The 16,599-nt window shown below is 69.6% G+C and carries 14 protein-coding genes; 11 read left to right on the top strand and 3 right to left on the bottom strand.

Annotated elements, in window-relative coordinates; all coding sequences use genetic code 11:
• Positions 1–13: 13 nt before the first annotated feature.
• Positions 14–1,846 (bottom strand): monovalent cation:proton antiporter-2 (CPA2) family protein, encoded by a 1,833-nt coding sequence (locus ACFOM9_RS09660; RefSeq protein ID WP_386709589.1) that lies wholly within the window; start codon positions 1,844–1,846, stop codon positions 14–16.
• A 340-nt stretch (positions 1,847–2,186) separates the two neighbouring features.
• On the opposite strand from ACFOM9_RS09660, the gene ACFOM9_RS09655 reads away from it, so the two are divergent.
• The 3 genes from ACFOM9_RS09655 to ACFOM9_RS09645 all read left to right on the top strand — a co-directional run bounded on the left by ACFOM9_RS09655 (position 2,187) and on the right by ACFOM9_RS09645 (position 4,989).
• Entirely contained in the window at positions 2,187–2,984 is a 798-nt protein-coding gene (locus tag ACFOM9_RS09655; RefSeq protein ID WP_386709586.1) for an energy transducer TonB, read from the top strand.
• Positions 2,985–3,083: 99 nt separating this feature from the next.
• Positions 3,084–3,947, top strand: a complete 864-nt coding sequence (locus ACFOM9_RS09650; protein WP_386709583.1) for a TonB family protein — start codon at positions 3,084–3,086, stop codon at positions 3,945–3,947.
• A gap of 154 nt (positions 3,948–4,101) precedes the next feature.
• Positions 4,102–4,989, top strand: a complete 888-nt coding sequence (locus tag ACFOM9_RS09645) for a hypothetical protein (protein WP_386709580.1) — start codon at positions 4,102–4,104, stop codon at positions 4,987–4,989.
• A gap of 41 nt (positions 4,990–5,030) precedes the next feature.
• Here ACFOM9_RS09645 and rho read toward each other — a convergent pair whose 3' ends face one another.
• The gene (gene rho / locus ACFOM9_RS09640; protein WP_386709578.1) at positions 5,031–6,773 is read right to left on the bottom strand and encodes a transcription termination factor Rho; all 1,743 of its coding nucleotides are present in this window, start codon (positions 6,771–6,773) and stop codon (positions 5,031–5,033) included.
• Positions 6,774–7,053: 280 nt separating this feature from the next.
• Positions 7,054–7,380 (bottom strand): thioredoxin TrxA, encoded by a 327-nt coding sequence (gene trxA / locus ACFOM9_RS09635; protein ID WP_386709575.1) that lies wholly within the window; start codon positions 7,378–7,380, stop codon positions 7,054–7,056.
• A gap of 224 nt (positions 7,381–7,604) precedes the next feature.
• Here trxA and rhlB point away from each other — a divergent pair, with 224 nt between their 5' ends.
• The 8 genes from rhlB to ACFOM9_RS09595 all read left to right on the top strand — a co-directional run bounded on the left by rhlB (position 7,605) and on the right by ACFOM9_RS09595 (position 16,568).
• On the top strand, positions 7,605–9,371 hold the full coding sequence (rhlB, locus tag ACFOM9_RS09630; RefSeq protein ID WP_386709572.1) for an ATP-dependent RNA helicase RhlB: 1,767 nt from the start codon (positions 7,605–7,607) through the stop codon (positions 9,369–9,371).
• A 174-nt stretch (positions 9,372–9,545) separates the two neighbouring features.
• Positions 9,546–10,235 (top strand): cell division ATP-binding protein FtsE, encoded by a 690-nt coding sequence (gene ftsE / locus ACFOM9_RS09625; RefSeq protein WP_386709569.1) that lies wholly within the window; start codon positions 9,546–9,548, stop codon positions 10,233–10,235.
• Positions 10,228–11,157, top strand: a complete 930-nt coding sequence (gene ftsX, locus ACFOM9_RS09620; RefSeq protein WP_386709566.1) for a permease-like cell division protein FtsX — start codon at positions 10,228–10,230, stop codon at positions 11,155–11,157. The genes ftsE and ftsX overlap by 8 nt, the downstream gene beginning before the upstream one ends.
• A 152-nt stretch (positions 11,158–11,309) precedes the next feature.
• Positions 11,310–12,101 (top strand): response regulator, encoded by a 792-nt coding sequence (locus ACFOM9_RS09615; RefSeq protein WP_386710985.1) that lies wholly within the window; start codon positions 11,310–11,312, stop codon positions 12,099–12,101.
• Positions 12,102–12,140: 39 nt separating this feature from the next.
• Positions 12,141–12,848, top strand: a complete 708-nt coding sequence (gene ung, locus ACFOM9_RS09610) for a uracil-DNA glycosylase (RefSeq protein ID WP_386709563.1) — start codon at positions 12,141–12,143, stop codon at positions 12,846–12,848.
• Positions 12,845–13,618 (top strand): HipA family kinase, encoded by a 774-nt coding sequence (locus ACFOM9_RS09605; RefSeq protein ID WP_386709560.1) that lies wholly within the window; start codon positions 12,845–12,847, stop codon positions 13,616–13,618. The genes ung and ACFOM9_RS09605 overlap by 4 nt, the downstream gene beginning before the upstream one ends.
• Positions 13,599–14,018, top strand: a complete 420-nt coding sequence (locus ACFOM9_RS09600; protein WP_386709557.1) for a DUF3037 domain-containing protein — start codon at positions 13,599–13,601, stop codon at positions 14,016–14,018. Before ACFOM9_RS09605 ends, ACFOM9_RS09600 begins: the two co-directional genes overlap by 20 nt.
• A gap of 117 nt (positions 14,019–14,135) precedes the next feature.
• Positions 14,136–16,568, top strand: a complete 2,433-nt coding sequence (locus ACFOM9_RS09595; RefSeq protein WP_386709554.1) for a winged helix-turn-helix domain-containing protein — start codon at positions 14,136–14,138, stop codon at positions 16,566–16,568.
• Positions 16,569–16,599 lie beyond the last annotated feature (31 nt).

Below are 16,599 nucleotides of genomic sequence, written 5' to 3'. Positions count from 1 at the left end.
TACATCGGTTGAATCAGGTGGCCTGTTTCGGCGGCTCCGGCAACGGCGCCTGCGCCGGGTCGTCCGAGCCGATCGAATCGGCCGCGAACAGCTGCATCAGTTCGACCCGCGACTCGCGCGAGGTCTGCCGCAGCGCGACGTCGTCGTCGTAGACCAGATGCTGTGCGCTGAGCAGTCTGTTGTCGTGCTCGCGGAACCGCTCCGCGTGCTCCGCCGCCTTCTCCGGCGACATGCCGAGCGCGACCAGCACCTCTTCGCCCATCTTCAGGCTGGAGCCGAACAGTTCGCGGAACACCGACGCGCCCATGTCCATCAGTCGCCAGGCATGCTGGCGGTCGCTTGCACGCGCGAACACCTTCGCGTCCGGATACATGCGCCGCACCAGCCGCACCGCCCGGGTATTGGTGTCCGGATCGTCCATCGCCATCACGAACACCTTGATCCGCTCCCCGCCCGCCGCGCGCAGCAGGTCGGGGCGGGTGGGGTCGCCGTAATACAGCTCGTTGCCGAGCCGTCGCAGGCCCTCGACGGTATCGAGGTTGCTCTCCAGCGCGACGAAGGGAATGCGCTGCGCCACCAGCAGGCGCGCGACGATCTGGCCGAAGCGGCCCATGCCGGCGACCAGCACTTCGGGTCGGTTGTCCTTGATGTCGTCGAAGTCCGGGCCGGCGCCGTGGCTGCGGGACGCAACCGGGATCTTCCGCAACAGGCGGCTGATCGCGATCAACAGCAACGGCGTCAGCGCCATCGAGATGCCGACCATCGCCACCAGCCTGTCATGCACCACGCTGTCGATCAGCCGGACGCGCGCGGCTTCGTTGAACACCACGAAGGCGAACTCGCCGCCCAGCCAGAGCACCCCGCCCAGGGCCAGCGCCTCGCGCGGCGGCAGTCGGCCCGGCCAGAGCCGTCCGACCAGGAACAGGACCGCGAACTTCACCACCAGCAGCGCCAGCACCCCGCCGCCGATCAGCAGCGGCTCGGCCGCGACGCGGTCCAGGTCGATGCCCAGCCCCACGGCGATGAAGAACAGGCCCAGCAACAGCCCCTCGAAGGGCTGGATCTGCGATTCGAGCTCATGGCGGAACTCGGTATCGGCGAGCAGGACGCCGGCGATGAACGCGCCCAGCCCCGCGCTCAGCCCCGCCTCCTGCATGAACCACGCCGAGCCGAGCACCGCGAGCAGCGCGGTGGCGGTGAACGCCTCCGGCATCCCGGTGCGCGCCACCACCCGGAACACGTAGCGCAGCAGGTAACGGCCGCCGAACACCACCAGCGCGACCGCGCCGACGGCCTGCAGGGCGATCGGCCAGGTCAGGGTCTGTTCCTTGGCGCCGCCGAGCAGCGGGATGGCGGCCAGCAGCGGGATCGCGACCAGGTCCTGGAACAGCAGGATGGCGAACGCCAGCCGGCCGTAATCGGTGTTGAGTTCCTTGCGCTCCCCCAGCAGCTGCAGCCCGACCGCGGTGGACGACAGCGCCAGGCCAAGGCCGACGACCAGCGCCGCCTTCCACGACAGGTGCGCGGCCATCGCGACCGCGCCCAATGCCAGCGCGCTGAGCAGCACCTGCAACCCGCCGGAGACGAACACCGGCTTGCGCATCACCCGCAGCCGGGCGGGCGACAGCTCGAGGCCGATCACGAACAGCAGCATCACCACGCCGATTTCGGCCGCGTTGAGGATCCGGTCGGCGTCGCGGACCACGCCGATCCCGTCCGGGCCCAGCACCACCCCGGCGGCGAGATACGCCAGGACCGCGCCGAGGCCGAGCTTCTTGAACACCGGCACCGCGATCACCGCGGCCAGCAGGAATACCAGCGCCAGTTCGAGACCACTTCCGTGCATGCGCACCTCCTCGCCGATTATGCCCGCTCGCGTTGCAAGTCGATCGGATGGGAGCGACGTGGGTTCCTGGCCCGCGCGGCAGGAGATTCCAAGAGCGTCGAGCCGCGCGGATCGTGGGACGGATGGGTCTCGCCGCACGTCAGCGCGCGGTTTTGCCTGCGGTCGGCAGCATTCGCCGACTCGAATCGCCGGCGCCATTCGATCGTGCGGGCTGTGGATTTCCTGTTGCGACAGACAGCGTTCGGTTTCGGGATCGGCCGCAAGACGCTAAGCCGCGGATCTTCCGCTTGCCCCGGTATCGGGGACGATGGAAACTCCGGGTTTACGGGGGAGGGTGGAAATGAAGACATCGAAGAACCACGGGTGGTGGCTGGCGCTGCTCCTGCTACCGCTGGCCGCGATGGCCGCGCCACCCATGACGTACGAAATGGACGCCGTTGGCGAGATCGAGATCGGGCCGGACGGCGCGGTGAAGGACTACCGACTCGGGGGCGACCTGCCGCAGGGCGTGGTCCAGGCCGTGGACAGCAACGTGCGACGCTGGAAGTTCGAGCCGATCCTCGTCGATGGCAGGCCGGTCATCGCGACGACCCGGATGCGCCTCGCGCTGACCGCGGTTCCGACCGAAGGCGATCAGTTCGCGCTGAAAGTCACCAACGTCTGGTTCGGGGAGCCGGGGAAAAGGCGGACGCTGGCGCCGCCGTTGTATCCGCCGGCCATGCAGCGTGCATACGTCGAAGGGAAGGTGTCGCTGATCGTCAAGGTGGATGCGGACGGCAACGTCGTGGACGCCATGTCCGAGCAGACCAGCCTGAGCAAGGACGTGAAGGGGAAGACCGCCAATCGCTGGCGCCGGATGCTGGAAGAGTCGAGTGTTGCCGCCGCCCGGAACTGGAAGTTCACCCCGACTGAAAAGATCGACGGAGAAGCCACGCCCACGCTGGTCCGCGTTCCGGTCGTTTTTTCGATGGGTGGGCGGTGGAGCGGGTTCGTACCCGGGCCGATCCAGCCCGTTCCGTGGCTGATCCGCGAGTCGACGACTTCGCAGGCCATGCGCGACACGCTGGAGGACGGCCAGATGCAGCCGCTGGATTCACGTTTCAAGCTGGCCCGGGACGTCGTCGGCACGACGCTCTGACCGTTTTTGCCGGAAGCCATGGCAGTCGGGCACCTGCCTTGCGACCACTGACAACATGGATGTAATGGCTGCGTTCAAATCCAGACAAGGGAGAGCTCAATGAAAGGTGCATGGCGCATCCTGCTCGCGATCGCGCTGCTGGCGCCGGTCGTCACGGCCACGGCCATTATCAGGACCAAGGGCAAGGCGCCCGAATCGGTGCGCAAGCAGGTCGAGGTCAGCATGCTGCTGACAGGCACCATCGACATCGACCCGGATGGTTCGGTGAGCGGCTATGTGCTGGACGATCGCGCGAAGGTGCCCGGGTATGTGTCGGCCTTCCTGGATGACCGCGTGCCTGCCTGGCAGTTCCAGCCCACGACGCGCAATGGGCAGGCCGTGGCGGTGCGCAGCCCGATGAGCCTGCGCATGGTGGCCAGGCCGGTGGACGGGGGCAACTTCCAGATGTCGATTGCCGGCGTCAGCTTCGGCAAGTACAGCGACAGCGCCACCGACCAGGTCACGCGCGACCGCATGCAGCCACCGAGCTACCCCGCCGGTGCCGCGAGCATGGGCGGAAAAGGAACGGTATACCTGGTGCTGCGGATCAACCGGGAGGGCCGGGTGGACGATCTTTTCGTCGAGCAGGTCAACCTCACCGCGATTGGCACCGAAGAGGAAATGGCGCAGATGCGCGAGCGCTTCGGCCAGGCCGCGACCAAGGCCGCATGGAAATGGACTTTCCATCCGCCCACTACCGGCGACGCGGTCGACGAAGCCCATTGGGCGGTACGCGTGCCGGTCGCCTTCATGCTCTACGACACGGCGGGGCCGCGGTACGGGGCCTGGCAGGCCTATCTTCCCGGCCCGCGCGCGACCGCATCGTGGGCGCAGGACGATGCGAAACCCGATGCGATCGCCGGGGTTGGCCTGCATCCGGTTGGCGGGGGACCGAAGCTGCTGACCCCGCTGCAGGAGGGCTGAGCGCACACGAGCACCGCATGCATCGAAGCTTTGCGACTGCCGCTGGCATTGGCCACGGAAGCGTGTCGAGCGGTTCCCTTGAGCAGAGACGGCATTTCCGCGGGCGCCGCACGAGCTGCAACTCGCTTGCGACCAGTTCCGGGAGCGAGTAGTGATGTCGAAGAAGGACAGGCACCTCATTGCGGGGATCATCATCGTTGCACTGGGAGCCGGCGCCCTGCTGTGCTTGAAGGGCGAACATGCTGGTTTCACTCGGGAAACTACGCAGGGGGAAAAGAATGGGATCGAGCCGGAACCGGGCAGGCCGGCATTGTCCAATGCTGATTCGGCGCCCGCCGAATTGGCCATCCCGGCCAAATACCAGTTTGCAGGCGTAAGTGGCGTGCTTGCCGCGACCGACGAGGCAGACCTTCTCGCTCGCTATACGCCGGCTCAACGGGAGTTGATTGGAAGTTTTTACGCAGCGTACGGGGTGGGTCGCGAAAGCGGCGGGAAATATGCGTTCTCCAACGTGTTTTCGTTTCATAGCGCCGATCAACTCAGGTGGCTCGTAAGCCAAGGATTTCCAACACCCGACGACGTCCTCGCGGCTGCGATGATGAGCGACGAGGAGTTGAAGACGTTATCGGATCGGGGAAACTTCAAGGCAAGCGCCTTTTATCTCGGGCGCCAGTCGGCCCAGCTGCCGAAACCGGGCGAAGCGGTGAACCGAGCGGCACTCGCGGCCGACGTCGATCATCTGAAGCTGGCCGGAGACATTCTTTCGGAAGGCTCGGCATTCGGTCCATATGCTTATGCACGCTATGCGCTGGCAAGTGGACAGCGGGGCATGGCGTTGGCCAGTCTTGGATATGCCAAGCAGCTGGGAGACATGCGGGATGATTTCGCGCTCGCGTTTGCCGAGGCAAACCCGGATATCCCGCCGCTCGAAGTCCTCACGGGCTACCAGCTCGTGCAGTCCACTTCGATGAAGAACCCGCGGCTCCGCGATCTATCGGCCTTGGCCAGGCGCCCGAGATTCGAAGTTTTTCCCAACGAGTAGAAAAACGCCCCGCAATGCGGGGCGTTCTCGTTTCAGGGGAGCTACCGCTTCATCGAAGCGAAGAACTCGTCGTTGCTCTTCGTGCTCTTCATCTTGTCGAGCAGGAACTCCAGCGCCGCGATCTCGTCCATCGGGTGCAGCAGCTTGCGCAGGATCCAGATCTTCTGCAGCAGCTCCGGCTCGATCAGGTAGTCCTCGCGGCGGGTGCCGGACTGGTTGACGTTGATCGCCGGATAGACGCGCTTTTCGGTGATGCGGCGGTCCAGGTGCACTTCCGAGTTGCCGGTGCCCTTGAACTCCTCGTAGATCACCTTGTCCATCGCGCTGCCGGTGTCGACAAGCGCGGTGGCGATGATCGTCAGCGAGCCGCCTTCCTCGACGTTGCGCGCCGCGCCGAAGAAGCGCTTCGGGCGGTGCATGGCGTTGGCGTCGACGCCGCCGGTGAGCACCTTGCCCGAACTCGGCACGACGTTGTTGTAGGCGCGGGCGAGGCGGGTGATCGAGTCGAGCAGGATCACGACGTCGCGCTTGTGCTCGACCAGGCGCTTGGCGCGCTCGATCACCATCTCGGCGACCTGCACGTGGCGCGCGGCCGGTTCGTCGAACGTCGACGAGATCACCTCGCCGCGCACGGTGCGCTGCATCTCGGTGACTTCCTCGGGCCGCTCGTCGATCAGCAGCACGATCATGTGCACGTCGGGATGGTTGGTGGTGATGGCGGTCGCGATCTGCTGCATCATGATTGTCTTGCCCGCCTTGGGCGGCGACACGATCAGCGCGCGCTGGCCCTTGCCCTGCGGCGCCATCAGGTCGAGGATGCGGCCGGCGATGTCCTCGGAGGAGCCGTCGCCGCGCTCGAGCTTGAACCGCTTGCGCGGGAACAGCGGGGTCAGGTTCTCGAACAGCACCTTGTTCTTCGACGCTTCCAGCGGCTCGCCGTTGATCGTGTCGACCACGTTCAGCGCGAAGTAGCGCTCGCCGTCCTTGGGCCAGCGGATGCGGCCGGACAAATGATCGCCGGTGCGCAGGTTGAAGCGGCGGATCTGGCTGGGCGAGATGTAGGTGTCGTCGGGACCGGCGAGGTAGCTCGCCTCGGCCGCGCGCAGGAAGCCGAACCCGTCGGGCAGGATCTCCAGCACGCCGTCGGCCTGCACGCCTTCGCCGGTGCGGGTGAGCACCTTGAGCAGGGCGAAGATCACGTCCTGCTTGCGGGCGCGGGCGACGCCGTCGGAGATGTTGAGCTGTTCCGCGATGTCGAGCAGCTTCTGCGCCGGCATCCGCTTCAGGTCGCCGAGCGAGTACTGCGGGAAGCCCTCGGGGAGGTTGGGCGGCGGCAGGCGCTGGCCTTGGTCGCCGTTGTCGTCGCGCGGCAGGCCGTCGTCGCGGTGACGACTGCCACCGCCGCCGCCGCCGCCGCCCCGGTCGCGATCGCGACGGTTACGGAAACGGTCGCGGCGATTGTTGTTCGGGCCGCCGTTGCCCTGGCCCTGCTGCTGGCGCGCTTCGGCGCCATCGTTCGACCCGTTGCCGCCTGCATTCCCGGCCGGCGCCGACGAAGGCGGGGCGGAAGGCGGGTTGGGGGACGCAGGCATGGGCGCCGGCGAGGCGGGGCGCGGCTCCGCGGCGGGCGCCGAGGCCTGCGGCGGATCGGAAGGTGGAGCCGGTTTCGGCGCGGCAGGCGCTGCCGGTGTTTCTGTCTGGATGGCCTTGGCGGCCTTGGTTGCGCGCGGCTTGCGCACGCGTTTCTCGGCGGTGTCGCCGGAATCGGGGGTGTTGTCGGACAAGTGCGAATTCCTCGCTGCTGCGAGCGCCCGCGGAATGCGGGCGGGATGGGTAGAGGGAGTCTTCAGAAGGGTGCGGCGGGCCTGGATCAGGCAATCATCACGCCGGGTCGGACAGAAACTAGCACCGTATGCGGGCTGACGGCAAGCAGCCAGCGCGCGGGCGAGGAATCAAATGCTCGCGGTTCAGCCGGCGGGGAGGGGTCAGGGCCGCGAGGTTTTCATCCCCGATCGCGGGCCCGGCCGCTTTCACGGCGATCCCCTGGCAGGTTCGAATGGCGCCTCAGAGCGCCTTGTCGATCATCTGCGCCAGCTGCGCCTTGCCCACGGCGCCGATCTGCGTGGCCTGCACCTGGCCATCCTTGAACAGCAGCAGCATCGGGATCGAGCGCACGTGGTACTTCATCGCCGTGCCGCGGTTGTGGTCCACGTTCACTTTCGCGATCTTGACCTTGCCCTCGTAGGCCTCGGCCAGTTCGTCGAGCGCCGGGGCGATCATCTTGCAGGGGCCGCACCATTCGGCCCAGAAATCGACCAGCACGGGCTCGGACGACTGCAGGACGGTGCGGTCGAAATCGGCGTCGGTGGCATGGATGACCTTTTCGCTCACGGAATTCTCCTGATGGACCAGATATGCGGGCCAAGGCCCGGCGGCGCCATGATGGCGGCGGTTAACTGTTAAACTGGGGCGATTCGCGGTCGATTCAAGGACACGCCCATGGCCCGCACGGGGACCGTTCGGGGCCGCGACCGCACTCCCTTCCGGTGCCGGCAGTCTCCTCGGCCACCGCATCCCACGCAAGCGCGCATTGCCGCGCGGACCCTATCTGACGCATGAGCGACAAGCCCCTTACCGACATCACCTTCTCCTCGTTCGAGCTGCATCCGTCATTGCTGGCGGGCCTCGACGCCGCAGGATTCACCCGCTGCACGCCGATCCAGGCGCTGACCCTGCCGATCACCCTGGCCAGGCGCGACGTCGCCGGCCAGGCGCAGACCGGCACCGGCAAGACCCTGGCCTTCCTGGTCACAGTGGTGAACCGGCTGCTGACCAGCCCGGCGCTGGCCGACCGCAAGCCCGAGGACCCGCGCGCGCTCATCCTGGCCCCGACCCGGGAGCTGGCGATCCAGATCCACAAGGACGCGGTGAAGTTCGGCTCCGAGCTCGGCCTGAAGTTCGCCCTGGTCTACGGCGGGGTCGATTACGACAAGCAGCGCCAGCTGCTGCAGGAAGGCGCCGACGTCATCATCGCCACGCCCGGCCGCCTGATCGACTACGTCAAGCAGCACAAGGTCGTGTCGCTGCACGCCTGCGAGGTCTGCGTGCTCGACGAAGCCGACCGCATGTTCGACCTGGGCTTCATCAAGGACATCCGCTTCCTGCTGCGCCGCATGCCGGTGCGCACCGAGCGCCAGACCCTGCTGTTCTCGGCCACCCTGAGCCACCGCGTGCTCGAACTGGCATACGAGCACATGAACGAGCCCGAGAAGATCGTCGTCGAGAGCGAGTTCATCACCAATTCGACGGTGCGCCAGCTGATGTACCTGCCGGCCGACGACGAGAAGATCCCGCTGCTGCTCGGCCTGCTGTCGCGCGGCGAGGGCGCGCGCACGATGGTGTTCGTCAACACCAAGGCCTGGGTCGAGCGCGTCGCCCGCGCGCTCGAACGCGCCGGCTACCGGGTCGGCGTGCTGTCGGGCGACGTGCCGCAGAAGAAGCGCGAATCGCTCCTCGGCAAGTTCCAGAAAGGCCAGCTCGAGATCCTGGTCGCCACCGACGTCGCCGCGCGCGGCCTGCACATCGACGGCGTCAAGTACGTCTACAACTACGATCTGCCGTTCGACGCCGAGGACTACGTGCACCGCATCGGCCGCACCGCGCGCCTGGGCGAGGAAGGCGACGCGATCAGCTTCGCCTGCGAGCGCTACGCGCAAAGCCTGCCGGACATCGAGGCGTACATCGAACAGAAGATCCCGGTGGAGCCGATCACCGCGGACCTGCTGACCGCGCTGCCGCGCAAGCCGCGCGAAGGCGTCGAGGCCAATGCCGAGGAAGGCGAGAGCATCGGCGAGATCTTCAAGGAGGCGCGCGAGCAGCGCGCCGCCGACGATGCCCGCCGCGGGATCAAGCCAAGTGGCCGCGGCCGCAGCAGCGGTGGCCGCAGCGGTCCGGGCGAAAGCCGTGGCGAACGCGGCCCGCGACCGCCGCGGCCACCGCGTCGCGTCGAGGAGGCTGACGCCGCGGTCCGGGAACCCAGCGCCGCCGCTCCGGCCGCGGTGCAGGCTGCCAACACGCAGGCATCCGATCCCGCCGCTGGCGATGCCGCGCGGGCGCCGCGCAAGCGTCGCCGGCGTCGTGGCGGCCGCCGCGTCGATGGTGGCGAGGCGGTCCAGCAGGCCGGTGGCGACCAGCCGGCCGCGCCCGCGCAGGCGGCCGGTCCACGCCAGGTGCAGGCCAGGCCGGCACGCGCGACGAAGCCGGCCCAGCCGTCGCAGCCATCGGCCGCGGGCGACGCGAAGGGTGCGCAATCGTCGCTGTTCTCGCGCATCGGCCGCGGGCTGAAGAAGCTGGTGACGCGGGCGCCCAATACGCAGCACTGAGACGCAGGGCCGGAAATCGACGCGCGATTCGGCATCCAGTGCGCCGGATCGCCGCCTCGCGCACATGCGACCCCCGATCGGACGCCACGTGAGGTGAATCGCGTTGCGATGGCGGATCCGGCGAGGAAGCATTAGCCTTCCCGATCCCCCATCGCGAATCGAATCCCGGCCTCCATGAGCGTCCTGCGCTTCGACAACGTCAGCAAGCAGTACCCGGGCGGCCATGTCGCGCTGTCGGACGTGAGTTTCGAGATCGGCGCCGGCGAGATGCTGTTTGTCACCGGCCACTCCGGCGCAGGCAAGAGCACGCTGCTCAAGCTGATCCACCTGTCCGAGCGACCCAGTCGCGGCGCGGTGCTGCTGGCCGAGCGCAACCTGATGAAGGTGCGCGGCCGCCGCGTCGCGCTGCATCGGCGCGAGGTCGGCGTGGTGTTCCAGGACCACCGCCTGCTCACCGACCGCAGCGTGTACGACAACATCGCCCTGCCGCTGATCCTGCGCGGCATGCGTCGCGGCGAGATCGGCCGCCGCGTGCGCTCGATGCTCGAACGCCTGGGCCTGGCCGAGCGCGAACGGGCGCTGCCCACGCAGCTTTCGGCGGGCGAACAGCAGCGCGTCGGCATCGCCCGCGCGGTGGTCAGCGAGCCGCGCCTGCTGGTGGCGGACGAACCCACCGGCAACCTCGACCCGACGCTGTCGGCCGAGATCATGGCGCTGTTCGCCTCCCTGCCCGAGCGCGGCACGAGCGTGCTAGTCGCCAGCCACGACCTCGGCCTGGTCAAGCGCATGCGCAAGCGCGTGCTGGTGCTCGACCACGGCGTGCTCGCCGACGACATCTCGCCGGAGGACCTGGCGAATGAATAACGGCGGCGGCAACTCCCGCATCGGTACCTGGTTCGACCACCACGTCTACAGCTTCGTCGCCAGCCTCGGCCGCGTGCTGGGCAAGCCCTGGGCCACGGCGCTGACGGTCGGCGTGATGGCCGTCGCGCTCGCGCTGCCGCTGGGACTGTGGCTGGTGCTGGGCAACGTCGCGCGTTTTTCCGGCAGCGTGCAGCAGTCGCGCGAGATCAGCGTGTTCCTGCAGCAGGACGTCGGTGGCGAACGTGCCACGTCGCTGGCCGGCGAGCTGCGTGCGCGCCGCAACGTGGGCAAGGTCGAACTGCGCACGCCAGAACAGGGCATGCAGTCGCTGCGCGACAAGGGTGTGCCGGCGACCGCGGTCGACGCCGCCGGCGACAACCCGCTGCCATACGTGCTGATCGTGACTCCGGCCGGCGACGAAGCCCTGCTCGCCGACGGGCTGTCGCAGCTGCCCGAAGCAGAGCTCGTGCAGCACGACAGCCAGTGGCGCGAGCGCCTCGACGGCTGGCTGCGCTTCGGCGGCCGCGTGGCGTGGGTGCTGGCGTTCCTGCTCGGCCTCGGCGCGCTGCTCGTGGTCGGCAACACCGTGCGCCTCGACATCCAGTCGCGGCGCGAGGAAATCGGCGTGCTGCAGCTGCTCGGCGCCACCGACGGTTTCATCCGCCGCCCGTTCCTGTACCTGGGCGCGTGGTACGGCGTCGGCGCAGGCGCGCTCGCGGTCGGGCTGCTGGCCGCCGCCGGGCACGCGCTGCGCGCGCCGCTGGCGCAGCTCGCCGCCAGCTACGGCAGCGGCTTCGAACTGGCCGGCTTCACCCCGCCGGTGGCGCTGGCGGTGCTCGCCGGCGCGACGGCGCTGGGCTGGCTCGGCGCCGGTCTGGTCACCGGTCATTACCTGCGCCAGACCCGGCCGACCGAAACATGAGCGGTTCTGGCGGCAAAGGGCCCGGAGACGGCGCGCCAAGCAGCGACGCACCGGTCGACGGCGTGCGTTCCGACGGCGCTGCGTCCGACGGCGCGGCGGCCGACAGGCGCAACCACGACCTGCGCCATGTTGCCAGCGCCGCGCCGCGGGTGATGGTGGTCGACGGCTCGAAGCTGGTGCGCCGATTGATCGGCGATGTATTGCGCAAGGAATTGCCGGAGGTCGACGTGGTCGGCTGCAGCGGCCTAGACGAAGCGCGCGCCGCGCTGAACGCCGCGCCGGTGGACCTGGTGACCACCGCGCTGGCGCTGCCCGACGGCGACGGCCTGCAGCTGGCGCGCACGGTGCGCGAGGCGACGGGCCAGCGCTACGTGCCCGTGATCGTGGTGTCCGGCGACGCCCAGGCGCACCTGGAGGCGCGGCGCTTCACCGACGATGTCACCGACTATTTCGACAAGGCCCACGGCCACCAGGCGCTGGCCGCGTTCATCCGCGGCTACGTGCAGCCTGCGCCGATCCCGGGCGCGCACGTGCTCTACGTCGAGGACAGCCGTACGGTGGCCATCGCCACCACGCGCATGCTGCAGGCCCAGCAGATGCGCGTGACCCACGTGCCCAGCGTCGAGGACGCGCTGGAATACCTGCGGGCGCATGCCCACGCCGCCGACGCGCCGGGCGCCGACCTGGTGCTGACCGACGTGTACCTGAAAGGCGAGCTCAGCGGCCACGACCTGCTCGCCGCGATCCGCAACGAATTCGGATACGGCAAGCGCCGGTTGCCGGTGCTGGTGATGACCGGCGACTTCAACCGCGTCAACCAGTCCACGCTGCTACGCGAAGGCGCCAACGACCTGGTGCTCAAGCCGATCGAGGAGCGGTTGCTGGTGACCAAGACGCTGTTCCAGCTGCGGCTGGCGGGACTTCCGGAGCGGAGCGCGGACTGATGGGCGCGGCACCGGACACACGATGATGCGGGACTCCTGATGCCCGACGACCGCGTCAAGCTCGAACCGTCCTGGAAGGCGCGCATCGGCGACTGGCTGCAGCGCGACGACATGCAGGCGCTGTCGGGATTCCTGCGCGAGCGCCACGCGGCCGGTGCGCGGATCTACCCGCCCGCGCGGCAGATGTTCTCGGCCTTCGACGCGACCCCGTTCGACCAGGTCAAGGTCGTCATCCTCGGCCAGGATCCCTACCACGGCGCCGGCCAGGCGCACGGGCTGTGCTTCTCGGTGCAGCCGGGCGAGCCGGTGCCGCCGTCGCTGGACAACATGTTCAAGGAAATCCAGCGCGACCTTGGCATCGCGCGTCCCGCCCACGGCTGCCTGGTGCCGTGGGCTCGGCGCGGCGTGCTGCTGCTCAACTCGGTGATGAGCGTGGAGGAAGGGCGCCCCGGCTCGCACCAGGGCAAGGGCTGGGAGGGTTTCACCGATCACGTCGTGGATACCCTCAATCGCGAACGCGAAGGCCTGGTGTTCCTGCTCTGGGGCAGCTATGCGCAGGCCAAGGGCAAGATGATCGAGCAGCAAAGGCATCGCGTGCTCAAGACCACGCATCCCTCGCCGCTGTCGGCGCACCGCGGCTTCCTGGGCTGCGGTCACTTCTCCGCGACCAACGATTACCTGGCGCGCAGCGGCAAGGCACCGATCGACTGGTCGCTGCCGCCGCGCGCGGAGTTGCAGCTGTCGTGAGGACGGTCGCCGCGACCCGCTATGTCACCCCGCTGCGCGAAGGCGGTTCGCTGCCGGCGGTGGTCGAGGCCGACGACGACGGCATGTACGTGATGAAGTTCCGCGGCGCGGGGCAGGGCGCGAAGGCGCTGGTCGCCGAGGTGATCGCCGGCGAGCTTGCCCGCCTGGTCGGCCTGCCGATCCCGGAGATCGTGCTGGTGGAACTCGATCCCGAGCTGGCGCGCACCGAGCCCGATCCCGAGATCCAGGACCTGATCCGCGCCAGCGGCGGCCTCAACGTCGGCCTCGACTACCTGCCCGGTTCGATCAATTTCGATCCGCTGGTCGAACACTCCGACGCACTGCTCGCTTCGTCGATCGTGTGGTTCGACGCGTTCACCAGTAACGTCGACCGCACCGCGCGCAACACCAACCTGTTGATGTGGCACCGCAAGCTGCACCTGATCGACCACGGCGCGGCGCTGTATTTCCACCACGACTGGCCGGGTGCCGCGCACGCGGCCGCCTCGCCGTTCACCCACATCGCGCAGCACGTGCTGCTGCCGCGGGCCAGCCGCCTGCGCGAGGCCGATGCGATCCTCTCCGCTCGCATCGCCGACGACGACATCGCGCGCATCGTCGCGCTGGTGCCGGATGCATGGCTGGCGGGCGAACCCGCGTTCGCCGACGTCGAGGCGCATCGGCGCGCATACGTCGAACATTTCCACGCGCGGCTGCGGCAGCGCGGCGCATTCGTCGAGGAGGCGCTTCGTGCCCACGGCCATCTATGACTATGCGGTGATCCGCGTGGTGCCGCGGGTGGAACGCGAGGAGTTCATCAATGTCGGCGTGGTGGTGTCGTGCCACGCCACCGGCCTGCTCGAAGCCGGCATCGAACTCGACGCGGCGCGGGTACGTGCGCTGGATCCGCACATCGACCTGGACACCCTGCGCGCGCATCTGGCGGCGATCGCCACGATCTGCCGCGGTGGCCCGGGCAGCGGCCCGATCGGCGCGCTGCCGGCGCGCGCGCGCTTCCACTGGCTGACCGCGCGGCGCAGCTCGATCATCCAGATGTCGCCGGTGCACACCGGGCGCAGCGCCGATCCCGCCGCGATCGTCGACACGCTGCTGGACCGCATGGTGCGGGTGGCCGGGGCGGGGCACGCCGGAAGCGGCCGGCGGGACTAGCGGATCGCGAACTTTCCGGATCCACCGCGCCCGAACGCCCCGCGCTGCCGTCGCCGCGCGAATGCGCGATGATGTCCGGCCCATGCGCGTGCAGGCCCGATCCCGCATCCTGATCCCATGACGAACGTGCGTTATCGCTTCGGGCGCCATGCGTTGGACCTGGCCAAGCGCGAACTGCTGCACGGCGCGGTGCCGGTGGGGCTGCCGGCGCGGGTGTTCGAATGCCTGGCCCACCTGATCGAACACCGCGAGCGTGCGGTCGATCGCGACGAACTGGCGCGCGTGGTGTTCTCGCGCAGCGACGTGTCCGATGCGCAGCTGGCGCAGATCATCCTGCGCAGCCGGCGCGCGATCGGCGACGACGGCCAGGAACAGCGGATGATCCGCACCGTGCCGCGCTTCGGCTTCCGCTGGGTCGCACCGACCACGGTGGAGCAGGTACCCGCTGTGCAGGAAGCGCCCTCGCCGTCGGCTCCGGACGGGGTTGAGCCGGTCTCGCACGTCATGCCACCCGCACCCCTGGCGATGCCGGCCCCCTCGCCCTCCCTGCCGCGATCGCCGGCGCCACCGCAGGACCGGCCTCGATCCGAAGAACCCGACGCGACGCCCTTGGCCCCGCGGGCGCCGCGGCGCGAACGCAGGGGGCCGATGGCGACGCTGTTCGTGCTGGCGCTGGCCCTGGCCGCGCTCGCCGCCGCGTTCGCCTGGCAGCAGCATGCGCGGCCGGCGCCTGCGGCCCCTGTCGCCGACGCGGAGCCGCGGCGCGCGATCATGGTCCTGCCCACACGCGTCGAAGGCCCGGGCGACGTGGCCTGGGCGCGGCTCGGGCTGATGGACTACCTCGCCGACCGCATCCGCCGCGGCGGCCTGCCGGCGCTGCCGAGCGACACCACGCTGAACCTGCTGCGCGACGCCGGTAGCGCACGGCCGGCACCGGACATCCGCGCGATGCGCGACGCCGCGCGCGTCGACTGGATCGTCGAAAGCCGCGCCAGCGGCGAGAACGGCCGCTGGACGGTGCGCCTGCGCGCGACCGACCGCCACGGCCTGGTGCAGCGCGGGCAGGCCCGGGACAAGGACCTGCTCGAGGCCGCGCGCCTCGCCGGCGACCGCCTGCTGGCCGCGCTCGGCGGAGATGCGGCCGAGGTCGAGGGCGAACCGCCGCCCGGCCTCGACGAGCGCCTGCAACGCGCGCAGTCGGCGATGCTCGCCAACGAGCTCGACACCGCGCGCCGCATCCTCAACGAAGCCCCGGAGCTGCAGCGCGCCCAGCCGCAGCTGCGCTACCGGCTGGCACAGGTGGATTTCCGCGCCGGCGAATACCGGCGCGGGCTGGCCACCCTCGACGCGCTGCTCGCCGGTGAGCCCGCGCACGGCGATCCGACGTTCCGCGCCCGCCTGCTCAACTCGCGCGGCGCGATGCTGATCCGCCTCGATCGCTACCCCGAGGCCGAGCGCAGCTACGACGCGTCGATCGCGATGCTCGAGCGCAACGGATCGCCGGTCGAACTGGGCCACGCGCTCAACGGGCGAGGGGTGACGCGCTCCTCGCAGGGGCGCTTCGACGCAGCGCTGTCGGACCTGGGGCGCGCGCGGGTGCAGCTGCTGCGCAACGGGGACGCGCTGGCGGTGGCACGCGTCGATGCCAACCTCGGCAACCTGGCCATGGATCGCCAACGGCCGGCGCAGGCGGTTGGCTACTTCGAGAAGGCCGCGCGCGACTTCGAATCGATGGGCGCGGTCAACGAGCTCGCCGGGATCAGCGGCATGCTGATCAGCGCGCGGCTGCAGCTGCTCGATCCGGAAGCCGCGCTGGCCGAAAGCGACCGCGCCTGGACGCTGCTGCCGCGGATCCGCGATCCCGCGCAGCGCGCCAACATCCTGCTCGGCCGCGCCGAGGCGCTGCTCGCGGTGGGTCGGCTGGGCGAGGCCGGCAAGCTGCTGGCGATGCCCGAGGCCGCGCGCGTGGTGCCCGGCGACTACAAGCGCCGCGACTACCTGCGCATGGAGCTGGCGCGACAGGCCGGCGACCCGCGCGCGGTGGTCAGCATCGCCGATGCCGCGCTGACCGATTGGCCGCCCGCGCGCCGACCGCAGCTGCGGGCCTGGTTGCAGCTGCGGCGCGGCCAGGCGGCGCAGGGCCTCGACCTGCCCGTCAGCGGCGACATGCTGGCCGGCGACACCGTGCCGCAGCGGCTGCTGCGCGCGCTGCGCGACGGGCCGGCCGGCGAGCCGGGATATCGGGACGCACTTGCGCTGGCCGAGCAGCGCGCGATCCCGGCCGAGGTCGCTGCGGCCGTGGAGGCCTACGCGCGCTGGAGACTGGCGCGTGGGCAGACCGCCGAAGCCGGCGGTCTGGCCGGACGGGTCGCGCCCTGGGCCGACCAGGATTTCGGGCTGGCGCTGCTGCAGGTGGCGCTGTACGCCCGGCTCGGCCAGCGCGAGCAGTGGGAAGCGGCGCTGGTGCGCGCGCGGGCGCTGGCGGGCGAGCGCCCGATCCCGGCCGAACTGCTGGCGCCGCTGCCGCCCGACCCGCTCCCGCGCCCGTAAATCGCTGATCCGGCGCGGGAAATCTCGCGGA

The organism is Luteimonas notoginsengisoli, from assembly GCF_042648885.1.
Taxonomy (GTDB): Bacteria; Pseudomonadota; Gammaproteobacteria; order Xanthomonadales; family Xanthomonadaceae; genus Luteimonas; species Luteimonas notoginsengisoli.
This window is presented reverse-complemented; position numbering and strand designations above follow the sequence as displayed.

Excerpts from the sequence above, each read along its gene's own strand:
- ACFOM9_RS09660 (WP_386709589.1), bottom strand. The coding sequence starts at position 1,846 with ATGCACGGAAGTGGTCTCGAACTGGCGCTGGTATTCCTGCTGGCCGCG.
- ACFOM9_RS09655 (WP_386709586.1), top strand. The coding sequence starts at position 2,187 with ATGAAGACATCGAAGAACCACGGGTGGTGGCTGGCGCTGCTCCTGCTA.
- ACFOM9_RS09650 (WP_386709583.1), top strand. The coding sequence starts at position 3,084 with ATGAAAGGTGCATGGCGCATCCTGCTCGCGATCGCGCTGCTGGCGCCG.
- ACFOM9_RS09645 (WP_386709580.1), top strand. The coding sequence starts at position 4,102 with ATGTCGAAGAAGGACAGGCACCTCATTGCGGGGATCATCATCGTTGCA.
- rhlB (WP_386709572.1), top strand. The coding sequence starts at position 7,605 with ATGAGCGACAAGCCCCTTACCGACATCACCTTCTCCTCGTTCGAGCTG.
- ftsE (WP_386709569.1), top strand. The coding sequence starts at position 9,546 with ATGAGCGTCCTGCGCTTCGACAACGTCAGCAAGCAGTACCCGGGCGGC.
- ftsX (WP_386709566.1), top strand. The coding sequence starts at position 10,228 with ATGAATAACGGCGGCGGCAACTCCCGCATCGGTACCTGGTTCGACCAC.
- ACFOM9_RS09615 (WP_386710985.1), top strand. The coding sequence starts at position 11,310 with ATGGTGGTCGACGGCTCGAAGCTGGTGCGCCGATTGATCGGCGATGTA.
- ung (WP_386709563.1), top strand. The coding sequence starts at position 12,141 with ATGCCCGACGACCGCGTCAAGCTCGAACCGTCCTGGAAGGCGCGCATC.
- ACFOM9_RS09595 (WP_386709554.1), top strand. The coding sequence starts at position 14,136 with ATGACGAACGTGCGTTATCGCTTCGGGCGCCATGCGTTGGACCTGGCC.